Origin of the sequence: Vibrio tapetis subsp. quintayensis, assembly GCF_030409945.1 — a bacterium.
Lineage (GTDB): Bacteria > Pseudomonadota > Gammaproteobacteria > Enterobacterales > Vibrionaceae > Vibrio > Vibrio quintayensis.
This window is the reverse complement of record NZ_JAUFQV010000036.1, coordinates 191,313-218,142: the sequence shown is the minus strand read 5'-3', so window position 1 is coordinate 218,142 and position 26,830 is coordinate 191,313. Positions and strand designations below refer to the sequence as shown.

Sequence of the window (26,830 nt, the reverse complement as noted above, 5' to 3'; positions counted from 1 at the left end):
GCGTCACGTCACTCGTGGTTTGAGCATTCACCACTGGCACGCTTGGAGCCGTGGTGTCAATCACATAACCTTTTGAAACAGAACCACTAAACTCATTCCCAGTCCAATCATCACCAGTTACCGTGGCGGTCACTGAACTATCAGCAGCTAGCTCACTCCCCTGAAGGTCAACAGCCCAAGATTTATCGCTCAAAACTGTTGTCAGGTAAGTTACGCCATTCACAACAACCGAAACTTGATCACCCGGCCTAGCGTCACCGCCAACTGAGCCAGTAATAGCCACTGTACTTTCACTTTCGCTTTTATTAATCACGTTATCATCGGTGATTGAGTCAATCGAGATTGTGCCTCTAGCAAAAGTATCGACTAAATAGAACTCTGTTGAGGTCGCGGAGCCTATATTTCCAGCAGCGTTAACAACATCAACTTTTGCGTCTACGACATTGTTAGAGTCCGATTGTAAATCAGAACCATTAACATCTATGCTGTATTTCCCATCAGTCACAGTGCCTGTGTATTCAACACCGTTAACTGTTAGTGTCACGACCGCCGTTTCATACGTTTCACCAGTTACAGTACCTGTTATAGTTACTGTGCCAGCAACTTCTTTTGCGTTAACAACGGAGTCATCGGTTATTGGGTTTATGTCGATATTGACGTTTACTGGTGTTTCATCAAAGGTGTGCGTCGAGCTACCTTTGCTCTCAACTGAATTTCCAGCGGCATCTTCAGAGCTAACAGATACGTCAAAAGCGGTGTCAGCGGCTAAATCCTCACCATTAACATCAAGTTGCCATTTACCGTTTTCACCCACAGTTGTCGTATATGTTTTGCCATTTATCTCAGCCGTGACAGTATCTCCGGACTGAATATCACCACCAACAGCACTGCCTGTGACAGCAATGGTTTGGCCTTTTTCAGTAACAGTAATGACATCATCAGAAGTAATATCATCAATACTAACCACGCCGGAATCAGCTTTAGTATCGAGAGTAAACGTTAAAGAAGATGATTCAGAAGAGTTTCCAGCGTCGTCAGTTTGCCTAACTGTAATGGTGTTTTCACCTTCTACAGGTGTTGGAGCTGAAGTCGTCCACGAGCCGTCAACGAAATACTCGACCGTCGCACCATTTTCTATGTCTGAAATCGAAAATGAACCATCTTTGGTTAAGAAGTCTTGGTTAGAAGTGCCCGTATCATTATCAAGAGAGATATTTGGCGCTTCGGGCGCAGTAGCATCAACAACAAACTCATCCGTATCCTGCGCTTCATTACCTTGAGAATCAGAGCCTTTAATCACCACATCATAAGTCGCATCAGGTAGTGCGTCTTCCGCAGGGAGCTCAAATGACCAAGACCCATCGGCGTTAGGAGTAACGGAATAACCTTTACCATTTACAGTTAGTGTTAGATCGCCATCGGTATGTGACGAAGTGCCTGAGAATAGAGGCGTATTATCAGCGGTAACCGTTTGGTCTGAAATACTGACTAACGGTTTATTGGCATCAATTTGAATACTATCTGAATCGGTCGCGCTGTTACCTTGAGCATCAGATCCCGTAACCACAACGGTGTAATCACCATCGTCTAGGGCATCTTCAGCAGGTAAAGGTAATGTCCAGTTACCATCAGAATCTGGAGTAACGCTGTAATCTTTACCATTAACATTGACGGTTAGATCACCATCAGTATTTGATGATGTACCCGAAAATACAGGTGTATTGGATTCAGAAACCGTTTGGTCAACAATCGTTACCTGAGGCTTCACATCAACAGAAAATTGATCAGATGCAGACGAGCTATCACCTTGAGCGTTTTGCCCAGTCACCGTCACTTCGTGAGCGCCATCAGCCAAAGCATCTTCTTGTGGTAATTCGAATGACCATGAGCCATCAGCTTCTGGTGTCACTGTGTAGTCTTTACCATTAACCGTTAGGGTTAAGTCACCGTTTACATTGGTAGCGGTTCCACTGAATAAAGGTGTGCTGTCTTCGGTTTCACTAATGTCCGCAACTGTGATAACTGGCAATTCTGATTCAGGTGCCGCATCGTCGGTCGAAATTAGGCTTCTATAGGATTCTAATAAAGTCAGGCTTTGGGTTTGAGAGAGGCCCTGACTTTGAAGTGCACTGGTATCAAAAGAGGTTGAAGCAAGGGTTTGTGCACCAGTACGTTCAATTTCACCAGAAGTGGTCAAGCTTGAACCACTGCTGGCCTCACCGGCTGCTGGAGCGAATTCATCATCAAATTGAGTGGGATCTTCTCCGCTTTCTAATGCTGCAAAGATCTGGTTAATCTCATCGTCTAGGTTCAACTCTGTCAAAGACAGATCATCACCAACAATACTTGCTGACGGAAGATCATTGCCATCAACGGTAATTTGATCGTCACCGTTACTTACAACGACTTCTCCTGGTTTTAACGCCGTCCCCTGAGGAACAACTTTCAAATTACCTAACGCATCAATAACAATAATTTGCCCTGATGCAACAGCACTAGCAGACAACAATGAGTAAACAGAATCCATGTGAACCTCTAAAAACAGTTTTACATCCTTCACCAAACCCAAGTGAATTGATGGATGTTAAAAAAATGATCGAACAGGTAACTTATCATCGAAGTGGAACCAAGGCCACAAAACCAACACTGGCTGTGACATATGGCCGACGTCACTTTTACAACTTAGAGATAAGTCCCATTATCCAACCTCACTTTTTCTTATTGATTGCTTATGAACCATAATCAATAAGTAACCAGTTACAATGAAACCGCTTAAAACGGAACAAATCAAAACAACCAAGAATGAGTGAGAAACTAGATATACGTGTAATACATTAATGGTAATAAAATTAGCAACACTAGGTATACTAATCATTAGTAAATATGTTATTTAGTCTTAACTTAATCATTAAATTCTCACATTTGAGACCGCATTTACTCATACACTTGTTAAAACTTGGTAATGGACAACCTGGAGAACGTCGTGAATAGGACAAAAATCACGCTACTGGCATCAGCGTTACTGCTGTCAAATAGTGTTTTATCTCAAACGCTTGAGCAATCTATTGCGATTACTCTAGCGACAAATCCTGTGCTTAAAAGTGCCTTTAACGACTACAAAAGTTACGTTAAACAGCATGAGTCTGCGAACGGCGCTTACCTCCCCTCTATCGATTTAGATGCAGGAATAGGTTACGAAAAAGTGAATACCACACAGGACGTTAGTACTAACTTAAATCGTAAAGAAGCGACACTCACGCTCAACCAGTTAATTTGGGATGGCTCAGCCACGTTGAACAACATGGATAGGACTGCAGCAGAAGCCGAATCCATGCGTTTTCAGCTACTTTCAGATGCCCAAGATAAGGCGCTGGAGGTGACTCAAATATACCTCGATGCAGTAAAAGCGAACGAGATCTTAGCGCTTTCAGAGAGTAACCTAGCGGTTCATAAAAAGATCTACAAAGACATCCGAAAGCGAGCAGAATCAGGCATTGGATCAACCGCTGATCTTTCACAAGTAGAAGCTCGTATAGCAAAGGCTCACGGCAATTTACTCGCGGCTCAAAATAACATTTTCGATACCCATACTCAGTTTTACCGAATTGTTGGCCAAACACCGCAAGGGCTTGTCTTCCCTCGAGCAGACGTAAACGAACTCCCACTCTCCCTTGGTGACGCTTTAAAAACCGCTAACGATAATCACCCAGTTCTTAAAGTTTCAATGAGCGATGTTGATGCGGCAAGGTTTCAGTTCGACCAATCTAAAGGCGTAAATTACCCAACAATTTCATTCGAAGCTGGCCAAGTTTGGCGAGACGATGCCGGCGGATTAGAGGGCAGCAGCGACGAGCTTTCTGCAATGATTCGTATGCGTTATAACTTGTACAACGGTGGCAGTGATGATGCGAATATCGAACGCTCTGCATACCAACTCAATAAAGCAAAAGATCTAAGAGATCGCTCATACAGAACGGTTGAAGAAAGCCTAAAACTGTCTTGGAGTGCATTGGATCTTACGCTTCAACAAAAAGAATTCCTAGCCGACCATGTCGATTCCGCAGCTCAAACCGTTATAGCTTATGAAAAACAATATCGAATAGGTAAACGAACGTTACTTGATCTGTTAAACACAGAAAATGAATTGTTTGAAGCTCGAAAATCGTATGTTGATGCTCACTTCGCTGAGCAATTCGCTAAATACCGAGTGATGAACGCAACCGGCACCCTGTTAAGTGCATTACTAATCGACGTTCCGAACGAGTGGAACGAACCCGTTGACTACTAAATTAGGTATACAATCGTGAATAATTTACTAGCAAGGACACTGCTTCCGCTCATCATACTGGCAGTAACTAGTACGACAGCGGTTCAGGCAGAAGAACATGAATATATTGCTACTCCTATCGCGAAGCAATCTGCCGATCTTACCGACGATGATTACGATGGAGTAATCAACGCACGAGATTTATGCAGTGGCACTCCGCGAACCGCATTAGTTGATAACGAAGGCTGCGAGAAATATTACGAAAACAGAGAGCAAAAGCAGCTCAAAGTTTTATTCGGTAATAATGAAACTGAAATATCGCCAATTTTCTTAACGCAAATACGCACGATGGCAGAGTTTTTGGATATCTACCCAGAAACAACCATCGAGCTTCAGGGCTTTGCGAGCCGTACTGGTAATGCTTCACATAATTTAGAGTTATCTAAAACCCGCGCCCAAAACGTAAGACGGGCCCTCATCGGTTACGGGGTAAGCCATACAAGAATTAAAACTGTAGGGTTTGGTGATTCGGTGCTAGCCGTAGAAGGTGACAGCAAAGCCAACCAAGCTCTGAACAGGCGTGTGACCGCCTCAGTTGTTGGTTTTAAGGGGGACGTCGTTAGGGAGTGGACCATTTTTACAGTAAGGAAAAAATAGCACTCATCGGCCAGTCTTCTTTTATTTTAAGTCATATAGAAACCGCATTTTGTGCGGTTTTTTATTGCGTCAATATTGCAGCGATAACTTGGAACTTTTAAGCCAAACGTTAAGAATAACTAACTTATACAATGATAAAACAAGTGCTTTTTCTTTCTTCCGCTCCCACAACCCCAGAATTGGAACTACCATCACATTATTTGCGAACTAAACTAACCCGAACACATAACATTGAGTTGCATATTTATTTGTATTATAAATATCAAACAATAAATTCAAACGTGATATTTTAAAAAGTGATCCATTCCCATTATTTTCTAACATTAAAACAACAGCTTATTTATCACGCGAAAAAAATTTGAACGCAATCGATAAAATAACCGAATTCAAATCCTCAATAACTTCAACACCGCAATTTTTAGACCGCCAATAGTTCCCACCTTGCATTACAGTCTCAGAAATGAGAACAATATTACGCTAATATATATACAATAATTTAGAATTTACTACTGGGGAATTGCCGCAATGAATATCCGATTGTGCGCTATTGCTGTATTTATAAGCGGATCTATATCGGCACATGCTCAAACACTAGAGCAAGCTATTGCAATGACTTTGGCAACAAACCCAGAGATCAAAAGTGCCTTCAACGACTATATGAGTTATCAAAAAGATAACGAGTCAGCCACCGGTGCTTATAAGCCAAAAATCAATCTCGATGCTGGTATTGGTTTCGAAAGCGTCGACTCAGTATCAGACAACCGAAAAAACCTGAATCGTAAAGACGCAACCTTGTCTTTTAACCAACTGATTTGGGATGGGTCATCAACACTCAATAACATTGATAGAACCGCAGCAGAAACCGAATCAATGCGATTTCAATTGATCGCCAACGCACAAGATAAAGCCCTAGCGGTAGCCAGCGTCTATTTAGATGCGGTAAAAGCGAATGAAGTACTCAAATTATCGGAAAGCAACCTAGCGGTTCACAAAAAAATCTACAACGATATCAAGCGAAGAGCTGAGTCGGGCATTGGATCAATTGCAGATGTGTCTCAAGTGGAAGCACGTATCGCGAAAGCGCATGGCAACCTCCTTGCGGCTCAAAACAACCTATTTGATACTCATACTCAATTCACTCGCCTCGTTGGACAACGGCCTCAAGGCTTAGTATTTCCGCGCGCCGATGTGACGGCCTTACCGTTAACATTCCAGCAAGCGTTAGACAGTGCCTATGACATTCACCCGGTGATAAAAGTGGCGAGTGCTGACGTCGATGCAGCCAGATTTCAATACGATCAAACCAAAGGCGTGAATTTCCCTACATTGTCATTTGAAGCAGCACAAACTTGGCGTGATGACGCTGGCGGTCTTGAGGGCAGTAGTAGCGAAACCAGTGCCATGCTGCGAGTTCGCTATAACCTCTATAACGGAGGTAGCGATGAGGCAAACTCGGAGCGCGCAGCTTACCAGCTAAATAAAGCCAAAGACTTACGCGACAGAACACACCGGAACATTCAAGAGAGCCTACAACTATCATGGAGTGCTTTGGATCTCACGCTCCAGCAAAAAGAATTCTTAGCCGATCACGTCGACTCAGCTTCTAATACTGTTATTGCTTATGAAAAGCAGTACCGAATAGGAAAACGAACACTACTTGATCTACTCAATACCGAAAACGAACTCTTTGAAGCACGTAAAGCCTATGTCGATGCGAACTATGCAGAACAGTTAGCCAAATACCGTGTGATGAATGCCAGTGGTAATTTGCTCGATGCTCTTCGAGTCGATATCCCTGAAGAGTGGACTAAGAACCAACACTACTAATTACTAGAGACCCATATGAAACGCCTATTCTTAATACTGTCCTTAATCAGCGCAACACCGATCAATGCAGCAACACAAGAGTTTCATGAGCAATACGACTACTTAGATACACCGGTTTCCATTCAAGCCGCAGATCTAGCCGATCAAGACCGTGATGGTGTCATTAACGCCAGAGATCTATGCAAAAACACACCGACGGGTGCTTCAATAGATAACGATGGGTGTGAAACCTATTATGAAGCAACGGAGAAAAAGCAATTAAAAGTGCTGTTCGCCAATAACGCTACAGAAATTTCACCTCTATTTATTACCCAAGTAAGAACCATGGCCGAGTTTTTGACAGCCTACCCTGACACTTCCATTGAACTACAAGGGTTTGCTAGTAAGACTGGAAATCCTGAACATAATTTGGCGTTATCTAAACAAAGAGCAACCAACGTGCGCAAAGCACTGATCAGCTACGGTGTTAGTCACACACGCATTAAGACCGTTGGTTTTGGCGATACCGTCACCGCTGTAAAAGGCGATACAGACACAACGCACGCACTTAATCGCAGAGTGGTTGCAACCGTTGTTGGTTTCCATGGTGAAGTCGCCAAAGAATGGACCATATTTACAACCATCGCGAAGTAGAATTCAAACAACGCAAAGCGTTTCAAGTCGTGTCATAAAATGATACTCTAGCGCCGTCTTACATCTATGGAATTCAAAAATGACTAAATTAACCGGTGATCTTCAAGCAAACCTTGAATTATTCGTTACAGAAACTAAGCAGAACAAACTTGTTTGGGGCCTTCGAAACGATGAAGGTTGGTTAGCTTGTGACTCAACTGAGTTTGAAAACAGTGAAGTCATGCCATTTTGGTCTTCAAAAGAAGACGCAGCAGCTCATAACGTTGAAGAATGGGCTGACTTTGAAGTATTAGAAATCCCACTAGACATCTTCGTAGAAGACTGGCTAATCACTCTATCTGAAGACGGTGTACTCGTTGGCAGTAACTGGAACGCAGAACTGCAAGGTAAAGAAATCGAGCCAGGTGAACTAGCGAAGCTCTACCTTTAATTGATTTTGAAAGAAGCGGATTAATAAGCCGCTTCTTTTCTATCGACCAAAGCTACAGGTATTATCTTTTAACCTATTCCCTCATCAAACTTATTATCAGCAGTTACGTTTGTTGCATCAAATTTCAGCACTCACTTCACCAATTTCATATTATTTTTAAGAATAAAATAAATATCATTCAAATAGTGACCAATGCCCTTTGCATTTGCGCCTTAGCACGTAACATACCCCCCATTATTCAAATACGAGCATATTAATGAAATTTCAATTAGCCGCTTTAATTATTGCGCTGGTATTTGGCCATAATGCATTCGCATTTGATAGAGACAGCTGGGACAAGCTGCTGGCAACACAAGCTAATGACAACGCAACACTATCAATGCTACAAGAAAGGCATATCGCCCTTCCCAACGGTGGCGAACGACTTTATATCTCCACATTAATCCACCGTTTTCTAAGCTTGCGTGGTCAACCTTATTTTGGTGTAACAAAAGATAACCCAACCAATTACGACCGTTTCCACTCAAATCTAATAGCGTCGCTAAACGATGAGTTAAACCAGAAAAATCAATCGTCTTATGCGCGGCTAAGAAACCTGCTAAGCCAAACTAAGGTTAATCACGATTACAACGCTAGAACCGTTATCGAATATCAGCTATGTAGGCTATTGAGTAGAATGGGAGAACATCACAGTGCGAAATTTTACTGCAATTCGGCGAGATCTCATCTAGAACAAATGGACGATCCATTCATTCCACTTCGGGACCTATACCGCTTGACTGCAAATAATCATGATTATTTAGGTAACTACGAACTAGCGCTAAATGACTACTTTAAAGTGATCGATCAAGCAAAGTCATACCATGATAACTCGGGCATCTATAACGACGTCGGTAATTTACTTACCGATATGGGTGAATATGAACAAGCATTAAAGTATCTCTCACTTTCCTATGATCAAAGAAGCCATGGCAACACTCTACCATTAGCCGTCGCTCAAGTAATACATAGCCTCGCCAACCTATATTACGAAATGGGAGACTACGACGTTTCTCTGGAACACTACGACAAATCTCTAGTGTTGTTAAAACAACTCGACCATCAATATGGAATCACGCTGGCCTATATTGGATTAGGGAAATTGCACACAAAATACGGTAATCATGATCTAAGTAATGCATACTTGCATCAAGCTCTCGATATGGCATCAGAACAAAACAACCGAGCGATGACGATTGAAATCACGCTGTACCTTAGCCATGCCTACCAAGCAAGAAAGCTGAACCGGGTTGCCATTGAATATGCGCAAACCGCTCTAGAGTACGCGCAGAATGATGATATCTACATATACGAATCAAAAGCCCTATTGCAACTTTCAGATCTGTTTGAATTGGACGGTCAACTGGATCTAGCTTTGGAATATTACAAACAATTTCATAAACTCGAAGTCGACAAACACACTATAGATAACCGTAATGCATTTGAAGCACTTGATCTTAGTAAATCAAGGCTCGTCGAGGAACTCGAAAATTCGAAACTCGTTCTTAAGAATACGTCACAACGATTAGAACTGGATAGTTTACAGCGACAAAATCTCGCATACGGCTTGTTCATCGCCCTGCTTGGCATAACGATTACAGCAATGATCTACGCAAACAAAAAAGTACGCCGTTTAGCGGATCACGACGCATTAACTCATGCCTTAAGTAGAATGGGTGCTGTTGCAAACATTAGAGCGCAAAGCTCAATAAGCAAGCCAAGCAAAAAGCACGTCCTGGTCTTGTTTGATTTAGACAAGTTCAAATTAATCAACGATGCCTACGGCCATCCAACGGGTGACAGAGCTTTAAAGCACGTCGTTCAAAGCATAAACCAGCATTTGAATCAAAACGAATTTATAGGTCGACTTGGAGGAGAAGAGTTTGTCGTGTTCTTAACTGACGTCGCAGAGTCCGACGTACGTAATAGAGTAGAAATGTTGCGAATGGCGATTTCTAGCCAGCCATTGTATTCTGAAGACGAAGCGCCAATCCATTTATCTGCCAGCTTCTCGTTCTTGGCAACATCTGAGAATCTCGCAGAATTTGACGTACTTTATTCGATCCTAGATCAAGCGTTATACCAAGCAAAACAAAATGGTCGTGATTGCGTGATAGACGCCTACCACGACCCTGTGGATGTTATGCCCTATGCTGCTTCTCGACCAGTGCCTGCATAACCGATTCACGATTATTCAAGTAGTCTTCAAGGCCTGCCTTTCTTAAATCACAAGAAGGGCAATCGCCACAACCATCGCCAATAATACCGTTATAACAAGTCAGTGTTTTCTCACGTACCAGAGCCAACGACTGATACTGATCTGCCAATGCCCAAGTCTCCGCCTTATTGAGCCACATTAGCGGTGTTAGTATATCAAACGGGCGATCCATACCAGAAACAAGCGCGGTGTTCATTGCTTTAACAAACTCATCACGGCAATCTGGATAACCAGAAAAATCCGTTTCACACACACCTGTAATAACGCTCTGTGCCCCAATTTGATAGGCGTATATGCCGGCCAGCGTCAAAAATAGAATATTACGGCCAGGAACAAAAGAGTTAGGCAGGCCATTTTCTTGTAGCTCGTGTGAAACTGGAATATCGTCACGAGTCAGCGAGCTTACTGCCAGTTCGTTGAGCAGGCTAACATCCATCACTTTGTGCGCTTTCACACCTAACTCAATCGCCAGAGACTGCGCGACTTCAATTTCTAACTTGTGGCGTTGGCCATAATCAAACGTAATCGCATGAACTTCATCATACTCTTTAAGAGCTTGGACTAAACACGTAGTGGAGTCTTGTCCACCACTGAATACAACAACAGCTTTTTTCATGATGATCCCTTAAGCGATATCTAAATATTTATGAGTTTGAATCGACAAACGCCAGTTACGAGCAATACAGGTATCAATACACAACTGTGTTGCTCTCGGTTTTTGGCTAATAGGTTGTAAGGCAATAGACTTGTTTGCATCGAGGTTTGCTGACGCAATTAATTCATCTAACTGCTCAATGTCTTTCATTGTTCCAACAGGGTGTTTGATTTCGTTAGCCCGTTCCAGCGCAGAAACTAAAACAGGTAGCTTACCCTTCATCGCAATTTTTGGTGACACTGTAACCCATGTTGTACTAGTAACTCTAACTTCAAACGTACCGCTGGTTTCAAGCTGGCATTGGCAACCAATGGCTTCAAACGCTTCACACAGTGCCGTTAAGTCATAAACACATGGCTCGCCACCAGTGATCACAATATTGGTTGCTGTATAACCTTGACGTTGATACTCACTAACAATGTCTTGGCCACTAACACTGCACCATGTCGGTGTATCTGCCGTTTTGAGCATGATATCGCCAAGCGGGACTTCGTCTTGAGGCTCTGCTGTCCAAGTTTGCTTAGTGTCGCACCAAGCACAGCCAACCGGGCATTCTTGTAAACGGACAAAAACAGACGGAACACCGGTAAACGAGCCCTCACCCTGTATGGTTTCAAACATTTCGTTAATTTTGTAGCGAGTAGTCAAAGCGGTATACTTTCAATTCAGATATTGGGTGGGGAATTATACGCTGAAAACCTCGGTTTGCCAGCTCAGTAACCCACTGCCATAAGTAAAAATGGCAAGTGGGAGGAATTTATCCAAACTGAAGATAAACCATCGATGACGAATTGTTGTTTTCATCAATGCAAGATTTTAGAGATTTACTTTGTAGTTGGCATTCATTTTTCAAACACAACGACGCCAACTGCAAACACCAAGATCAACACCGCGTAATGAACAGCCTGCAAGATCAGAGATGACATGGAGCTTGAATCAAATAACGGAGTCAGCGAACTTAACAGCATATTAATAACAAATATGCCGGCCAGTCCGATCACAACTTGATTGCTCGACAGGTTTAAATGCTCTTGCTTAGGTTTTAGGAATGTAAAAACAGCAGCTAATGAAATAACAATCGAAAGCCAATAGGAGAACTCAGGGCGAGGCCAAACCAAACCCAACGCCGACACCACCAGCACCACAATCCACCATAATGGTGCGCCAGTCAGAATATCATCTAGCTTGCTGCCAATCTTTCTTTCCAGTCGGTCAAAATGCCAAACGATCAAGCCACCTAGAACAAACCCACCTATCACATCACTGAAAAATGAGCTGCCTAAATAAATGGAAGCAAACCCTTGTAACACTGGCAGTGTAAACATCACCGAAAGATAACGCCGCGCTGCATGCTCACCTGAACTTTTTTCTAATTGAATATATAGCATGCCAAGCACTGAAACCATCAGTGCCGAGGCCACACTGGGCATACCAAAGCCAAAGTGCTGAGCTAACTGGAGCTCTGGCATATAAACGAATGGGCGTGGCAATGCTAGGCCTATTTGAGCGACAAGACCAAGCAAAGAAACACTGGTCACCGCGAATATCAATTTAGCACCAAAGCTTCGGCCATAGTGTAGATAAGCAAACACGAGCGTTAAAATCAGCAACACTGGGCTAGCAATTGCCTCCGCAACCAAGAAAAACTGATGCAGTATGGTTTTAATTTGGTCGGGCAAGTTAGCAATGTTTTGTTGTAACGACTGAATATAGGGTAACTCAGCTTGATGGATAGTCGGTGCTGCTTGGGAGGCATGCTCAATAAAGGTGATGTCGTGTTCTGTCGCACCTGAAGCCAGCTTCAAAATATCGGCAACTTGGTATGGATAACGATAGTCGGCAGGTTCAATCCCCTCAAGATACGCAAGCAACACTTGATTCACTTCTATTCCGTAATGCGGAGCAAACCAAGCTGGCATAATGTGGTGATGCTGGGCGTTCACATGATGAAAAGCAATCACGTCTGAGTCCGACACGCAATCAAATACCACCGCCCTACCCGAGTAACCCAGTTGTTTACCAACCGTCACAACTAAGCCCGTTTCTTCCCATGTTTCTCTTTGGGCTGCCAAACTTGGATCTTCACCCTGTTCAATCGTACCGCCAGGTAAAGACAATTTATTGGTAATGGTTTCACGCACTAATACAATTTGCTCTTGGTCGCTTTTTATCAGGCACAAAGCCCCTTTTAGTTCTGCCGGGGCGTCAGCCAACGCCAACTGAGAATACAATCCAAAAACAAAGCTCAACAACACAGTTGAAATACAGCGTAACAACACATCTACTCCCTATAAGCACTTAATTAAGCGCAAAAAATCAAGACACATTCTAGTGATGAGAATGTGCCTCATTGGTTTACTTTTATAAACATACTATGTAATGGATTTTCGCATCCAATGAATATGGTGTTCGAAACCAGATTTATTGTAAAAATTCACTGCCGTCTGATTAAACTGCCAAACTTCTACGAAAAGTTGCTGCACACCGCACTCTTTGAACGACAACTCTAATCGGTTGAACAATTGCAGCGCGACACCACTGTTTCTATGCTCAACATCGGTGTAGATCTCATCAACACTTCCCATCAGCATCGATTTTACGATCGGAGAAATTAATTCGCAAAAATGGCCTGAAATAAATCCAGCACAATGACCCGACTCATCTATAGCGACATAAACAAAGCATTCCGGGTTATCTAGATAACTGGCGATGCTTTTCTCTTCTTCGACTTCTTCTGGTGTTTTAAATAGATCCGGTGAGGCTAAGTGATGATGCTCATGCAGTTGATACATCATTTGATTTAACTTAGGCAAGTCAGCAAAATTGGCAGCGCGAATTGTATAAGAAGGCATAAATATCTTTGTTATTTTATTTTGCCTCTATGATAAAGATCAGAAGCAACTTTGCCTAGATAATAGCGAGTTGATCTGACAAGTCAGGTAAAAAACGTGTTTTCTCTCGCAACACAGCTTTTAACTTGTAGGCACAAAAAAGGCCCTGATGACAAACAACAGAGCCTTTTAACCAAATTAACACTTCAATCAATCGGTATGTAACACTTTTTCCAGTTCGCTCAGGCTAGCGGGGTCATCAATCGTGGACGGCACCGTATAGCTTTCTCCATCCGCTATCTGACGTATCACTCGGCGTAATATTTTACCAGAACGTGTCTTAGGCAACCGCTCAACAACTAAGGCATGTTTGAAACAAGCGACCGCGCCAATTTCCGTTCTCACTTTACCAACCAGCTGGCTTTCTAATTCAAGCTCATCGATTTTCATGCCATCTTTCAATACCACTAAACCCAATGGCATTTGGCCCTTGAGGTCATCGTGCACGCCAACTACAGCGCACTCTGCAATCGCTGGATGCCCTCCGACGATTTCTTCCATTTCTCCTGTCGACAAACGGTGACCCGCAACGTTTATCACATCGTCTATACGGCCCATAATGAATAGATAGCCATCATCATCAAAATAACCACCGTCGCCAGAGACATAATAACCCGGGAATTGGCCCAAATAACCAGACTCGAATCTGTCATGATTGCGCCAAACCGTCGGCAAACAACTGGGTGGCAATGGCCTTTTCAGTGCGACGAAGCCTTGCTGATTAGCAGATACGGTTTCACCTAGCTCATCCAGCACTTCAACTTGGTAGCCCGGAATAGGTTTGGTTGCTGAACCCGCTTTCACCTTCATCACTTCAATACCGGTAGGATTACCTGCAATGGCCCAACCCGTCTCTGTTTGCCACCAGTGATCGATAACCGGTTTTTTGGTGTGTTGCTCCACCCATTCAAGAGTGGGCGGATCGAGCCGTTCTCCTGCCATGAAAATAGTTTTCAGACCCGATAAATCGTAATCGTTGAGCAACTTACCATCAGGATCTTCTTTTTTGATGGCTCTGAACGCAGTGGGGGCTGAAAACAGTGCGTCTACCTTATACTCTTGGCACACACGCCAAAACGCTCCTGGATCTGGAGTTCTAACTGGCTTACCTTCAAATAACACCGTCGTGCAACCGTGGATCAGCGGGGCATAAACAATGTATGAATGACCTACCACCCAGCCGACATCAGAAGCAGCCCAGAACACCCCGTTTTGGTCAATATCGTATATCGCACTCATGGAATACTTCATCGCAACGGCATGGCCGCCATTATCACGCACCACGCCTTTTGGCTTACCGGTAGTGCCGCTGGTATACAAGATATAAAGAGGATCGGTCGCTTTAACAGGCACACAATCGTGTGGCATGGCAAATTGCTGCGCTTGCTCCCAATCTAAATCACGTGACTGATTCAGTTCCGCAGGGCATTGTTTTCTTTGCCATACCAATACCGATTCAGGTTTCCATCGGCTGTCTAAAATAGCGCGGTCAACCAGGGGTTTATAAGGCAACACTTTATTGACTTCGATTCCACAAGAAGCGGTCATCACCACTTTTGGCTCGGCATCTTCAAGGCGAACGGCTAGTTCATTGGGAGCAAAGCCGCCAAACACTACGGAATGAATCGCCCCTAACCTTGCACATGCGAGCATGGCCATGGCCGCTTCCGGGATCATTGGCATATAGATAACCACACGGTCACCTTTTTCGACGCCCTGATTAGCCAACATGCCCGCCGTTTTGGCTACTTGCTGCTGCAATTGTAAATACGTATATCGTCTTTTAGTATTGGTGACGGGAGAGTCGTAAATCAACGCAACGTTATCTCCACGCCCCTGTTCAACATGGTAATCGAGTGCCAGCCAGCAGGTATTTAACTCGCCGTCAACAAACCAGCGTTCAATGCCGTTATCATCATTTTCCAAGATGGTATTTGGAAACGTGAACCAATCTATTGCTTGCGCTTGTTTCTTCCAAAATTGCTCAGGATCGTTAATTGAAAGTTGGTACTCTTGCTCATAAGTAGACATAGTGCCCCTCCTTGAATGTATGCCATAGCCTATAAACCAGCGCCCTTCTCAACACTATTAGGCTCACATGTATCGACAGGTACTCGGACCCACCCTTCCATAATGATTCGAGCACTGCGGCTCATTATTGCTTTTTCTACTTTCCAATCGGTTCCAGTTTGGCAAGCCTTCGCACCTACCTTCAAAGTACCGGATGGATGACCAAAGGTGACGGCCTCTTTTTCGCCACCACCAGCAGCCAAGTTGACCAATGTGCCAGGAACACAGGCCGCCGACGCAATCGCCACCGCTGCCGTGCCCATCATGGCATGATGGAGCTTACCCATAGACAACGCTCTGACAAGCACGTCCACGCTGCTGGCTTCTACCACCTTTCCACTTGACGACGGATAGGTTGTCGGTTTAGAAACAAACGCCACTTTGGGCGTATGTTGCCTTGTCTTTGCTTCGTCTATATGAGAAATCAAACCCATCTTAACCGCGCCATGCGCTCGAATACTTTCAAACATCGCCAACGCTTTTTCATCATTATTAATGTCGTCTTGCAGCTCTGTGCCTAGATAATTAATTGAGCAGGCATCTAAAAATATGGTAGGGATGCCTGCGTTTATCATGGTGGCGTTTAATATTCCCAAATCTGGGACTTCCAAGTCGTCCACTAAATTGCCAGTTGGAAACATAGAGCCATTACTGTCAGCTGGATCGACAAAATCCACTTGAATCTCTGCGCTCGGAAAGGTCACCCCATCGAGTTCAAATTCTCCGGTTTCTTGAACAAAGCCATTTACTATAGGCACATGCACCAATATTGTTTTTTTAATATTGACCTGCCAAACACGCACAGTAACTATGCCGTTTTGAGGTAATGAGCTGACATCAATCAGGCCAGAGTGTATGGCAAATGGACCTACCGCTGCCGACAAATTGCCACAATTCCCGCTCCAGTCCACAAACGGTTTATCAATAGAAACCTGACCAAACAGGTAATCGACATCGTGCTGTTCAGATGTACTTTTAGATACGATCACCGTTTTACTGGTGCTTGATGTGGCGGAGCCCATTCCATCGGTTTGCTTGCCATAGGGATCAGGGCTGCCAATAACGCGAAGCAACAAATTATCTCGTGCTTGTCCTGCTGTCTGCGCTTCTATAGGCAAGTCAGCCAAATTAAAGAACACCCCTTTACTGGTGCCTCCACGCATATACGTAGCGGGAACCCGAATTTGGCTTACCGCATTAGAAGTCCGCCCATCAGAAGACAATGGACTTGTATTTTCGGATTTACTTGATAAATCAGTCATTGGCCTTGTCTCCTACTGGGCTAAAAAATCTTGGGCGAAACGTTGCAATACACCCCCCGCGTTATACACATTCACTTCATCGGCGGTATCCAATCGACACGTCACTTGCACATCGATTTTCTCACCGCTTGAGCGTGTAACAATAAGAGCCAAATCCGCACCGGGAGAAATATCCCCGACGACGTCATATAGCTCTGAACCATCCAAACCCAGTGTTTTTCTGTCTACGCCAGCTTTAAATTGCAACGGCATAACGCCCATGCCAACCAAGTTAGTCCTATGAATGCGCTCGAACCCTTCCGCAACAATCACTTCAACCCCTGCAAGTCGAACGCCTTTCGCCGCCCAATCTCGTGATGAGCCTTGCCCGTAATCACCACCAGCAACAATGATCAACGGTTGCTTTCGGTTCATGTAGGTTTCTATGGCTTCCCACATGCGGCTAACCTTACCTTCAGGCTCAACTCTGGCCAAAGAGCCTTGTACGACTTCACCTTGCTCTTGAACCATTTCATTGAACAGCTTAGGGTTCGCAAACGTGGCACGTTGAGCGGTGAGGTGATCACCTCGGTGAGTCGCGTAGGAGTTAAAGTCTTCTTCTGGCACCTCCATTTTCGCGAGATATTCGCCTGCCGCGCTGGAAGCCAAAATGGCGTTGGATGGCGACAAGTGATCCGTGGTGATGTTGTCACCCAACACAGCCAGAGGTCGCATTGCCGATAGTGTTCGTTCCCCGGCTAAAGCGCCTTCCCAATAAGGAGGCCTGCGAATATACGTACTTTTTGGTCGCCAATCATAGAGCGGGTTGCTGTTGGCGGTTTCATCACCCAATTTAAACATCTGAATATAAACTTGTTTAAATTGCTCTGGCTTAACACTCTTACTCACGACCGCATCAATTTCTGCATCGCTTGGCCAAATATCGTTAAGGTATATTGGGTTGCCCTTAGCATCGTTTCCAAGCGAATCACGCTCGATATCAAAACGAATGGTGCCTGCCAACGCATAAGCGACGACCAAAGGAGGCGACGCTAAGAAAGCCTGCTTCGCGTATGGGTGGATGCGTCCATCGAAGTTTCGGTTACCGGAAAGCACCGCTGTTGAATACAAGTCTCGGTCAATGATTTCTTTTTGAATTTTCGGGTCAAGCGCACCGCTCATGCCATTACAGGTTGTACAGGCATAACCGACGATACCAAAACCAAGCTGTTCTAATTCAGGCAATAAATTCGATTCGTCTAAATACAATTTCGCCACTTTTGAACCCGGAGCAAACGAAGTTTTCACCCAAGGTTTACGCACTAAACCCAGCTCATTGGCTTTTTTGGCCAGTAGGCCAGCCGCGACGACGTTTCTTGGGTTACTGGTATTGGTGCAAGAGGTAATCGCTGCGATGATCACGGCACCATCGGGCATGGTTTTATTTTCGTCACTTCCGTCTTGTTCTTGCCACTGCTTGGCAATCCCACGGCTTGCTAACTCAGCGGTCGGTAGTCTGCGATGTGGGTTTGATGGTCCCGCTAAATTACGCTCTACTTTAGAGAGATCAAATTCAAGTACGCGTTCATAAACTGCATCTTTCAAATCGTCGGCCCACAGCCCTGTTTGCTTGGCGTAGCGTTCTACCAGCTCAACTTGCTCGGCATCTCGGCCCGTTAGCTTTAAGTAGTTAATGGTTTGATCATCAATGTAGAACATGCCTGCGGTCGCACCGTATTCCGGAGTCATGTTTGAAATCGTGGCTCTGTCGCCAATGGTGAGATCTTTTACGCCGTCACCATAAAATTCTAGATAGGATGAAACAACACGTTCATTTCTTAAAAACTCAGTAATGGCCAAAACGATGTCGGTTGCCGTTATGCCCTCTTGACGTTTGCCGTTCAGCTTAACGCCGACGATATCAGGCAGGCGCATCATCGACGGGCGGCCAAGCATCACGGTTTCAGCTTCTAAGCCACCAACACCTATGGCTATCACACCTAATGCGTCTACATGTGGAGTATGGCTGTCTGTTCCCACGCACGTATCGGGAAAAGCAATACCATGCTTCACCTGTACTACCGGGGACATTTTCTCAAGGTTGATTTGATGCATAATACCGTTGCCAGCTGGGATCACACTGACGTTTTCAAACGCTGTTTTACACCACTCAATAAAGTGAAAGCGATCTTCGTTACGACGATCTTCAATCGCTCTGTTTTTGTCGAACGCCTCTCTATCAAACCCCGCATGCTCCACCGCTAACGAGTGATCCACAATAAGTTGGGTTTCTACTACAGGATTCACTTTAGCAGGGTCGCCTCCTTGGTCAGCAATGGCATCACGCAGGCCAGCTAAATCCACTAATGCGGTTTGTCCTAAAATATCGTGGCAAACAACACGAGCAGGATACCAAGGAAAATCTAGGTCACGCTTTCTATCGATGATCTGCTTTAGAGAGTCTGTTAACGTATCTGGGCTACAACGTCTAACGAGGTTTTCAGCTAACACGCGAGATGTGTACGGCAGTGAATTAAACGCGCCATCAGTGATGCTATTCACCGCGTCTCTTGCGTCGAAGAACTCGAGTTCTGTGCCCGATAAGGCTTTACGATATTGGGTATTGGTAGGGAGAGCGCTCATATTGTCCATCCATGCTGTCTTTTGTTGGCCTCCTTCGTTGGGAGGCCTATCCAATGTATAAACCAAATTGTCTGCTGCTTAGGCTTATGATGCTTAAGTATCTAGAGATCAAACTTCTTGTCGCACCCGTTACTTACGAGCTTCTATTGGCAACCAATCTTGATGTTCTGGGCCTGTGTAATCGGCACTTGGGCGAATAATTCGGTTGTTGGCACGTTGCTCATAAATGTGCGCAGCCCAGCCAGTTAATCGGCTCATAACAAATATCGGCGTGAACAATTTCGTCGGGATGTCCATGAAGTGATAAGCCGAAGCATGGAAGAAGTCGGCGTTACAGAATAACCCTTTTTCACGCTTCATCACCGACTCAACGCGCTCAGAAACCGCGTATAAGTGCGTGTCTCCGACCGATGACGATAACTTGGCAGACCAAGCCTTGATCAGTGCATTGCGCGGATCACTTTCACGATAAACCGCATGACCAAAACCCATGATTTTGTCTTTATTTTCTAGCATTTTCATAATGTTGCTTTCTGCTTCATCAGGTGTTTGCCAGTTTTCAATCATTGCCATCGCGGCTTCGTTTGCACCACCATGAAGAGGGCCACGTAACGTGCCAATCGCTGCGGTAACACTAGAGTGGATGTCTGACAGTGTCGATGAACAAACGCGGCCTGCAAATGTAGACGCATTAAACTCATGCTCTGCGTACAAAATAAGTGAACAATGCATCACTTGCTTGTGCAGATCGGATGGCGTTTTGTCCGTTAACATCTTGAGGAAGTAACCGCCGATGGAATCTTCTGATCGGTCATCGGTATCAATGCGAATGCCATCGTGGCTAAAGCGATACCAGTAACAAATCATGGCTGGGAAGAGGGCCAACATACGCTCTGTAGCACGCTGTTGCTCAGAGAAATCTTGCTCTTGTTCTAGATTTCCCAGCATTGAACAGCCGGTACGCATCACATCCATCGGGTGAGCGTCAGCGGGGATCAGCTCTAACACTTTTTTCAGTGCATCTGGTAAACCACGTAAGCCAATTAGGCGTGTTTTATACTCGTCCAACTCAGATTGATTCGGTAAATGGCCTTGCAGTAGCAAAAACGCCACTTCTTCAAACTGAGCATGATTTGCTAGGTCGGTAATGTCGTAGCCGCGGTATGTTAACCCGGTGCCCGACTGGCCTACTGTACATAAAGCCGTGCTTCCCGCACTTTGTCCGCGCAATCCCGCGCCACCTAATTGTTTTTCTGACATGACGAACTCCTTCTCTATTCTTTTGTTTTGCTAGAGCACGCTCCAGCAGCAATACGTTTTGGTCTAAATATGACAATGGTATAAATCTGTCGAACTTATTTAACTGCGTATCTTCTATGGATAAGCGAGTTTATTCAGCACCACTTTTGAACAAGTGATCTAACTTATTTTCGTAGTCGTGGTAATTAAGGTAGGCATACAGCTCTTTGCGAGTTTGCATATCATCAAGCAGTGCTTCCTGATTCCCCTCTGACAAAATATGTTGGTACACCATTTCTGCCGCTTTGTTCATCGCTCGAAAAGCACTCAATGGGTAAAGCACCATGTCGACTTGGTGTTTTGCTAATTCTTCACAGCCGAATAGTGGCGTTTGACCAAACTCCGTGATGTTGGCAAGAATAGGCACGTTTTTACCAAATTCAGAGTTAAGCGCATTGGAAAACTTCACATACTCTTCCAGCTTTGACATGGCTTCAGGGAAGATCATATCTGCACCTGCGTGAACACAGGCAATGGCTCGGTCAATCGCACAATCAATACCTTCAACGGCTAACGCGTCGGTACGCGCCATGATGACAAACTCATCGTTGTTTCTTGCATCCACCGCCGCTTTCACTCGATCAACCATTTCTTGCTGGCTAACAATGGCTTTGTTTGGACGGTGCCCGCAACGCTTCTGCGCCACCTGATCTTCCATATGAATTGCCGCGGCACCCGCTTTTTCCATCGCTTTGATAGTACGAGAAATGTTAAACGCACCACCAAACCCAGTATCTATATCCACCAGCAAAGGCACATCACACGCATTGGTAATGCGTTCTACGTCCACCAGCACATCATTAAGGGTGGTAATACCAAGATCCGGTAAACCGTATGAGGCATTGGCGATACCGCCACCAGATAAGTAAATGGCTTGGTGACCTAACGTTTTGGCCATCATGGCGCAATACGGATTCACGGTTCCAACGATTTGCAGTGGATCGTTATCTGCGACGGCTTGACGGAATTTGGCGCCTTGGCTCTGGCTCATGATGCATTCTCCTTTTGCTCTTCAATTTTCTGTTCGTTAATTTGTTGTTCAATCAACTTTCGGCTACCCGATATATGACGACGCATTAGCATTTCCGCCAATTCTTCATCACGATCTCGAATCGCTTGTAGGATAAATTTATGTTCTTGCAATGCTTTAGTAGGACGCGACGGGGACTTAGGGGATTGATATCGGTACATTCGAACAAGGTGGTACAACTCATCACACAGCAGTGTGACTAATTTACTATTACGACTGGCTTTAATGATTCGATAATGAAAATCAAAATCCCCTTGCTGATGAAAGTACGATTTACCTTCAACCAGATCTATATGGCTAGAGTGAGTATTTAACAGCCCATCAAGTTCGCGAATCTCTTCATCGGTAATGTTTCTTGCAGCCAAACGCGCCGCCATTCCTTCAAGTGGCTCGCGTACTGCATATAATTCACAAAGGTTGTTTAGAGAAAAACTGACGACACGAGCACCAACATGGGGAATGCGCTCAATCAGCCCTAGCCCTTCCAACCGCATGATGGCTTCACGCAATGGGCCGCGACTTACATTAAGACGTTTAGCGATTTCAGGCTCAGATATTTTACTGCCCAGAGGAATATCGCCTCCAACAATCGCTTCAATCAGGTAATTGGTTAGGTTTTCAGATTTGGTGTTTTCTTTATCAGACACGCTTAAATGTAAATCAGACACATGACAACCAACATTTAATTAACATGGGATTAACTTACACCACAAGATTGTCGACAATCAAGATAATTGTCTACAATTTAGACTAAAGTCTATTTTGTAATTTCTATCCTAAAATTATGAAATCCTGACAAAATCCTTAAATAACAAAGAGTTCATAAAAACCCACCTAATTAAGTACCTAGTGAAGGAAACTCGACATTGTCGACAAAAGGTCAAATCGGAAGACGTTTAGTAATGTTCTTCATATTTGAGTTCACAATAAACCGGTAATTAAACGCATTAAGCCCATTGAGAACCTTAAATTTTGTTAAAAACCCCCAGCCAGTGCTAAGCCATTCTCACACTAATCAGAGACAATGCGAACGTTCATTCATACTTGCATATTCACCACTCAACATAATGGCATGCGTGAGATCACTGGTTTATTTTTGTCTGTAGATCGCACTCACTCTTTGACTAGTTGGTGATTAATCAAATTTATAGGCTTAGCTACAATGCAATGCTTATTAAAAACAGTGTGACGAAAGAGCAAACTATTTCTAATTAGCAACTGTCTATTTTTGTATAGCACACAATAACCAGCATTCTTTCTTAAAATCCGACATTCCAATCTATTGGAGCAGCAACAAAATGAAGAGTATATCGTTTCAAGCAAAAGTATTTTTAGTCGTTTTCAGTATTTTTATCGGCACCATTTTCACCTCTTACTTCAGTGCCAATTATTTTATTAGTGATTATATCTATAAGAAAGAAACGCAGAGTATCAATGCACAATTAGAGCTGGTGAAAGATAAGCTCATTGATGAGATGAACTATAAAGTCTTGCTGGCAGAAAGCTTACAGGTGAACCTTGTATCAATCTCTGATACTTCGGAAAAAACGGGATTCGATAACATCTATAAAGCCTCTTATGACCTTGTGTTCGATAAGAACGGGGAAGTGACTGATACCACTCAGGCTAACTCGATTTTGGAACAAATCAAACATGCTGGCGACACCTTAGTTGTGAGTGATGTATTAATGCGTAACAACAAACCAATGATCTCTATCACGGTGCCTAGGGGTATGTCTGAGGGGGACCTTTTTTACATTGATTTGAGCCATATTCGAGAACTGCTTACTACAACAGCGGTTGAGGGAAGCTACATTGAACTCATCGACAATAATAACATGACCATTTTCTCAAATAAGCAAGATGGCCAACTCATCCCTCTAGAAAACAACATCGTACTATTCGGTAAACAGTGGCGCTTGACCGGTTACATCGACAAAGAGTTTATTAAAAAGAATACGAATGAAGTTAACGACGCGATTACTTTAGCCTTACTTATTTCTGCGGGGATCATAATGCCACTGAGTATTCTAGCGCTATATTTTGCATATAAACCCATCGTATCTCTAAGAAACATTGTGACTGATCTAGCCAAAGGTGAAGGTGATTTAACCCGTCGATTACAAGTGTCAACAAAAGATGATCTAGGCATGATTGCCAACAGCATCAATCAATTTGTCAGCCAATTACAATCTATGATGCTGGAGGTTTCTCAGTCTCGAATGAAAATCAGTAATGAAATTGACCAAGTCGAGCATCAAACCGATTCCACCCAGACTCTACTAACGGCCCACAGTGCTGAGACAGACCAAGCAGCCACTGCGGTTACGCAAATGAGTTCAGCCGCCGATGCGGTGGCAGAAAACGCAAAGCATGCCGCAACATTAACGCAAAAAGCCAACAATGAAGCTTCCCGCTCAAAACAAACCGTTCATCACGCTGTAGATAGTGTTTCAGCTCTCATTGAAGAAGTCGACAGCATGTCTCAATCTGTTCAGGTAATGAGTCAAGATACGCAGCAAATCAGCAAAGTGCTTACGGTTATTGGTGAAATTGCCGAGCAAACCAATCTATTAGCATTGAACGCTGCGATAGAAGCAGCCCGTGCAGGAGAGCAAGGCAGAGGTTTTGCAGTCGTTGCCGATGAAGTACGTGCACTGGCCGCTCGTACTCAACACAGCACCTCTGAAATCAATGAAATGCTGACCAAATTACACAATGGCAGCCAATCATTAGTTAAAGGCATGGACGCAACCAAACACAGCTGTGAACAAACCGCCGACAGCACCTCACAAGTCATGGACTCATTAGATCATGTTGTTGAGTCGATCAGTGAGATAGATGAGTTAGCGTCTGTAATCGCAACATCAGCCAGTGAGCAAAACGTTGTTAGTGATGAAATTAGCCGGATTATGGCCACTATTCAAGAAATGATAAACACCTTGAATCAAAACAGTAACAACACAGTGCAAAGCAGCCATCAACTGGCCGAAACCAACCAGCAACTTGAACGCATCGTCGCCCAATTCAAATTAGCATAGCAGTACAAGTTCACAACTTTGATTCATCGGCCAGCGGCATTTCTTTACGAGGAATGCCGTTTTTATTGGCCTGTAGCAAGAGAGTCACCGTCGTGAACAATATGAACAAAACTCCCTTTTTGTACTTTATTGCCTTTAAACTCCCTTTATAGTCACGCCCGTTAAATCACCTTATGTTTAACCCATCAGCGATAACATTTTATTAACACCCTACTTCGCTGGTGCTTAATTCATAACGGATACATAAGGAACGTGACATGTTTAAAGCATTTAAACCTACCCTTGCTGCTTCAATTATAGCGACCACTCTTTCATTCGGCGCTCTTGCATCGGATCTTGAGAAAATTCACTTCTTGATCCCTGGTGGCGCAGGAGGGGGCTGGGATATGACGGCTCGTGGGACAGGCGATGCCTTGGTCAAGTCTGACATTGTCGACAAAGTGTCTTTCCAAAACCTATCTGGCGGCGGCGGCGGTAAAGCCATTGCCCATTTAATAGAAACAGCAGCTCGCCAACCAGACACATTAATGGTGAATTCGACTCCGATTGTTGTTCGTTCTTTAACTGGCGTCTTCCCTCAATCATTCCGTGATTTAACACCAGTCGCAGCCACCATCGCTGACTACGGCGCTATCGTTACGTCTGTCGATTCAAAGTATCAAACTTGGCAGGATGTGGTTGACGAATTCAAGAAAAACCCACGTAACGTAAAAGTCTCGGGCGGCTCGGCTCGTGGCAGCATGGATCACTTAGTGGTTGCTGCTGCGTTCAAAGGCGAGGGTTTTGATGCTAAGAAAGTACGCTACATTGCCTATGACGCAGGCGGTAAAGCCATGGCTTCATTGTTGTCTGGTGAAACGCAATTGCTATCAACTGGCCTTGGCGAAGTTTTAGAAATGTCGAAAAGCGGACAGGTACGCGTTCTTGCCGTAACCGCACCAAAACGTTTACCTGCTGCACCTAATATCCCAACTCTCGTTGAAACGGGTAACGAAACTGTCTTTGCTAACTGGCGTGGATTCTTTGCAGCACCAGGCACAAGCCAAGCCAAAATCGATGAATACAACGAAGCACTGTCTAAAATGTACAAAACTGAGCAATGGGCAGTTGTTCGCGACCGAAACGGTTGGATTGATAACTACAAGCCAGATCAAGCATTCTTTCGCTTCCTTGAAGACCAAGAAAAGCAGATGGGCTCATTAATGCGTGAATTGGGCTTCCTAAAATAGCCCCTTAGATTAACCACTTTAATTATAACTATTTAAGCCATATACAAGTACACCGATACACTCCTTTGTTTATGTCATATGAGGCCGTAACACGCCCCTTTGACCTTCCGTGTATATGGCCTTTTTCACTTTTTATAACCTGGTAGAAAGTGCATCACATAGGAAGTTTACTATGTCACCCCAAGTCCCTAACCTATTATGCCGTGACCGAGTAGGAGCCATCCTTTTTTTGCTGGTTTGCTTTGTTTACGGCTACCAAACTGCGCAGATCCCGCTATTTCCGGGTGACGAATATGAACCTTTTACCGCCAGAACTCTGCCCTTCATTTTGACGGCGATTGGCATTTTCCTGTCACTGGCGATGATCGTCACGGCAAAAACAGATGAACAGTCCGGTGCGATTATGGACTTTAACTGGAAGCTACTTTTCGGTTTTCTTGCATTGATGGCCGTTTATGGCGTTGGGCTTACCTATATTGGCTTTGTGCTTGCTACGAGCTTCTTCCTATTGGCTGGGTTTTATATTTTGGGTGAACGTAGAAAAAGCGTGTTATTTGGTGCCTCTTTTCCATTCGTGATTGCCTTTTATTTATTGCTTACCCAAGTGCTAGAGGTCTATCTAGAACCCGGCATTTTATTCACACTTTAATAGGGACAAGA

Annotated in this window: 20 protein-coding genes; 9 read left to right on the top strand and 11 right to left on the bottom strand. The window is 44.2% G+C overall.

The genetic code is table 11. The annotated features are described in order from the left end of the window. The coding region (locus tag QWZ04_RS19970) for an Ig-like domain-containing protein (RefSeq protein WP_290329999.1) at positions 1 to 2,527 on the bottom strand (2,527 nt) is incomplete at its 3' end. A 456-nt stretch (positions 2,528 to 2,983) separates the two neighbouring features. Here QWZ04_RS19970 and QWZ04_RS19965 point away from each other — a divergent pair. The 6 genes from QWZ04_RS19965 (at position 2,984) to QWZ04_RS19940 (ending at position 10,032) form a co-directional block, all read left to right on the top strand. Beyond that, positions 2,984 to 4,288 (top strand): TolC family outer membrane protein, encoded by a 1,305-nt coding sequence (locus tag QWZ04_RS19965; RefSeq protein WP_290329997.1) that lies wholly within the window; start codon positions 2,984 to 2,986, stop codon positions 4,286 to 4,288. Between the two features lie 15 nt (positions 4,289 to 4,303). Further along, positions 4,304 to 4,924, top strand: coding sequence for an OmpA family protein (locus QWZ04_RS19960; RefSeq protein ID WP_290329996.1), 621 nt, complete (start codon positions 4,304 to 4,306; stop codon positions 4,922 to 4,924). A gap of 525 nt (positions 4,925 to 5,449) precedes the next feature. After that, positions 5,450 to 6,751, top strand: coding sequence for a TolC family outer membrane protein (locus QWZ04_RS19955; protein ID WP_290329995.1), 1,302 nt, complete (start codon positions 5,450 to 5,452; stop codon positions 6,749 to 6,751). Positions 6,752 to 6,766: 15 nt separating this feature from the next. Continuing rightward, positions 6,767 to 7,384: an OmpA family protein gene (locus QWZ04_RS19950; RefSeq protein WP_290329994.1), complete on the top strand. Its 618-nt coding sequence runs from the start codon at positions 6,767 to 6,769 to the stop codon at positions 7,382 to 7,384. Between the two features lie 79 nt (positions 7,385 to 7,463). Further along, positions 7,464 to 7,814, top strand: coding sequence for a DUF2750 domain-containing protein (locus QWZ04_RS19945; RefSeq protein WP_102521542.1), 351 nt, complete (start codon positions 7,464 to 7,466; stop codon positions 7,812 to 7,814). 256 nt (positions 7,815 to 8,070) lie between these two features. Continuing rightward, entirely contained in the window at positions 8,071 to 10,032 is a 1,962-nt protein-coding gene (locus QWZ04_RS19940; protein ID WP_290329993.1) for a tetratricopeptide repeat-containing diguanylate cyclase, read from the top strand. On the opposite strand, the gene queC is transcribed toward QWZ04_RS19940, so the two are convergent. The 10 genes from queC to QWZ04_RS19890 form a co-directional block, all read right to left on the bottom strand. Continuing rightward, positions 9,995 to 10,687: a 7-cyano-7-deazaguanine synthase QueC gene (gene queC / locus QWZ04_RS19935; protein ID WP_290329992.1), complete on the bottom strand. Its 693-nt coding sequence runs from the start codon at positions 10,685 to 10,687 to the stop codon at positions 9,995 to 9,997. The genes QWZ04_RS19940 and queC overlap by 38 nt on opposite strands. Before the next feature lie 9 nt (positions 10,688 to 10,696). Beyond that, complete coding sequence (gene queE / locus QWZ04_RS19930) at positions 10,697 to 11,347, bottom strand: 7-carboxy-7-deazaguanine synthase QueE (RefSeq protein ID WP_290330012.1); 651 nt, start codon at positions 11,345 to 11,347, stop codon at positions 10,697 to 10,699. A 221-nt stretch (positions 11,348 to 11,568) separates the two neighbouring features. After that, positions 11,569 to 13,005 carry a bifunctional NUDIX hydrolase/phosphatase PAP2 family protein gene (locus QWZ04_RS19925; protein ID WP_290329991.1) on the bottom strand — a complete coding sequence of 479 codons (1,437 nt, stop codon included), beginning with the start codon at positions 13,003 to 13,005 and terminating at the stop codon, positions 11,569 to 11,571. Positions 13,006 to 13,098: 93 nt separating this feature from the next. After that, a complete protein-coding gene (locus tag QWZ04_RS19920) occupies positions 13,099 to 13,578 on the bottom strand; it encodes a GNAT family N-acetyltransferase (RefSeq protein WP_290329990.1) in 480 nt (159 codons plus the stop codon). A 189-nt stretch (positions 13,579 to 13,767) separates the two neighbouring features. Then, complete coding sequence (locus QWZ04_RS19915; RefSeq protein WP_290329989.1) at positions 13,768 to 15,648, bottom strand: propionyl-CoA synthetase; 1,881 nt, start codon at positions 15,646 to 15,648, stop codon at positions 13,768 to 13,770. Between the two features lie 29 nt (positions 15,649 to 15,677). Further along, positions 15,678 to 16,949, bottom strand: coding sequence for a 2-methylaconitate cis-trans isomerase PrpF (gene prpF / locus QWZ04_RS19910; RefSeq protein WP_290329988.1), 1,272 nt, complete (start codon positions 16,947 to 16,949; stop codon positions 15,678 to 15,680). Positions 16,950 to 16,961: 12 nt separating this feature from the next. After that, complete coding sequence (gene acnD, locus QWZ04_RS19905) at positions 16,962 to 19,571, bottom strand: Fe/S-dependent 2-methylisocitrate dehydratase AcnD (protein WP_290329987.1); 2,610 nt, start codon at positions 19,569 to 19,571, stop codon at positions 16,962 to 16,964. A gap of 129 nt (positions 19,572 to 19,700) precedes the next feature. Continuing rightward, the gene (prpC, locus tag QWZ04_RS19900; RefSeq protein ID WP_290329986.1) at positions 19,701 to 20,831 is read right to left on the bottom strand and encodes a bifunctional 2-methylcitrate synthase/citrate synthase; all 1,131 of its coding nucleotides are present in this window, start codon (positions 20,829 to 20,831) and stop codon (positions 19,701 to 19,703) included. A 130-nt stretch (positions 20,832 to 20,961) separates the two neighbouring features. Then, a complete protein-coding gene (gene prpB / locus QWZ04_RS19895; RefSeq protein WP_290329985.1) occupies positions 20,962 to 21,861 on the bottom strand; it encodes a methylisocitrate lyase in 900 nt (299 codons plus the stop codon). Further along, positions 21,858 to 22,568, bottom strand: coding sequence for a GntR family transcriptional regulator (locus tag QWZ04_RS19890; RefSeq protein ID WP_290329984.1), 711 nt, complete (start codon positions 22,566 to 22,568; stop codon positions 21,858 to 21,860). The genes prpB and QWZ04_RS19890 overlap by 4 nt, the downstream gene beginning before the upstream one ends. 630 nt (positions 22,569 to 23,198) lie before the next feature. Here QWZ04_RS19890 and QWZ04_RS19885 point away from each other — a divergent pair. The 3 genes from QWZ04_RS19885 to QWZ04_RS19875 all read left to right on the top strand — a co-directional run bounded on the left by QWZ04_RS19885 (position 23,199) and on the right by QWZ04_RS19875 (position 26,819). Then, the gene (locus QWZ04_RS19885; protein ID WP_290329983.1) at positions 23,199 to 24,941 is read left to right on the top strand and encodes a methyl-accepting chemotaxis protein; all 1,743 of its coding nucleotides are present in this window, start codon (positions 23,199 to 23,201) and stop codon (positions 24,939 to 24,941) included. A 257-nt stretch (positions 24,942 to 25,198) separates the two neighbouring features. Beyond that, the gene (locus QWZ04_RS19880) at positions 25,199 to 26,170 is read left to right on the top strand and encodes a tripartite tricarboxylate transporter substrate binding protein (RefSeq protein ID WP_290329982.1); all 972 of its coding nucleotides are present in this window, start codon (positions 25,199 to 25,201) and stop codon (positions 26,168 to 26,170) included. A gap of 172 nt (positions 26,171 to 26,342) precedes the next feature. Continuing rightward, a complete protein-coding gene (locus tag QWZ04_RS19875) occupies positions 26,343 to 26,819 on the top strand; it encodes a tripartite tricarboxylate transporter TctB family protein (RefSeq protein ID WP_290329981.1) in 477 nt (158 codons plus the stop codon). Positions 26,820 to 26,830 lie beyond the last annotated feature (11 nt).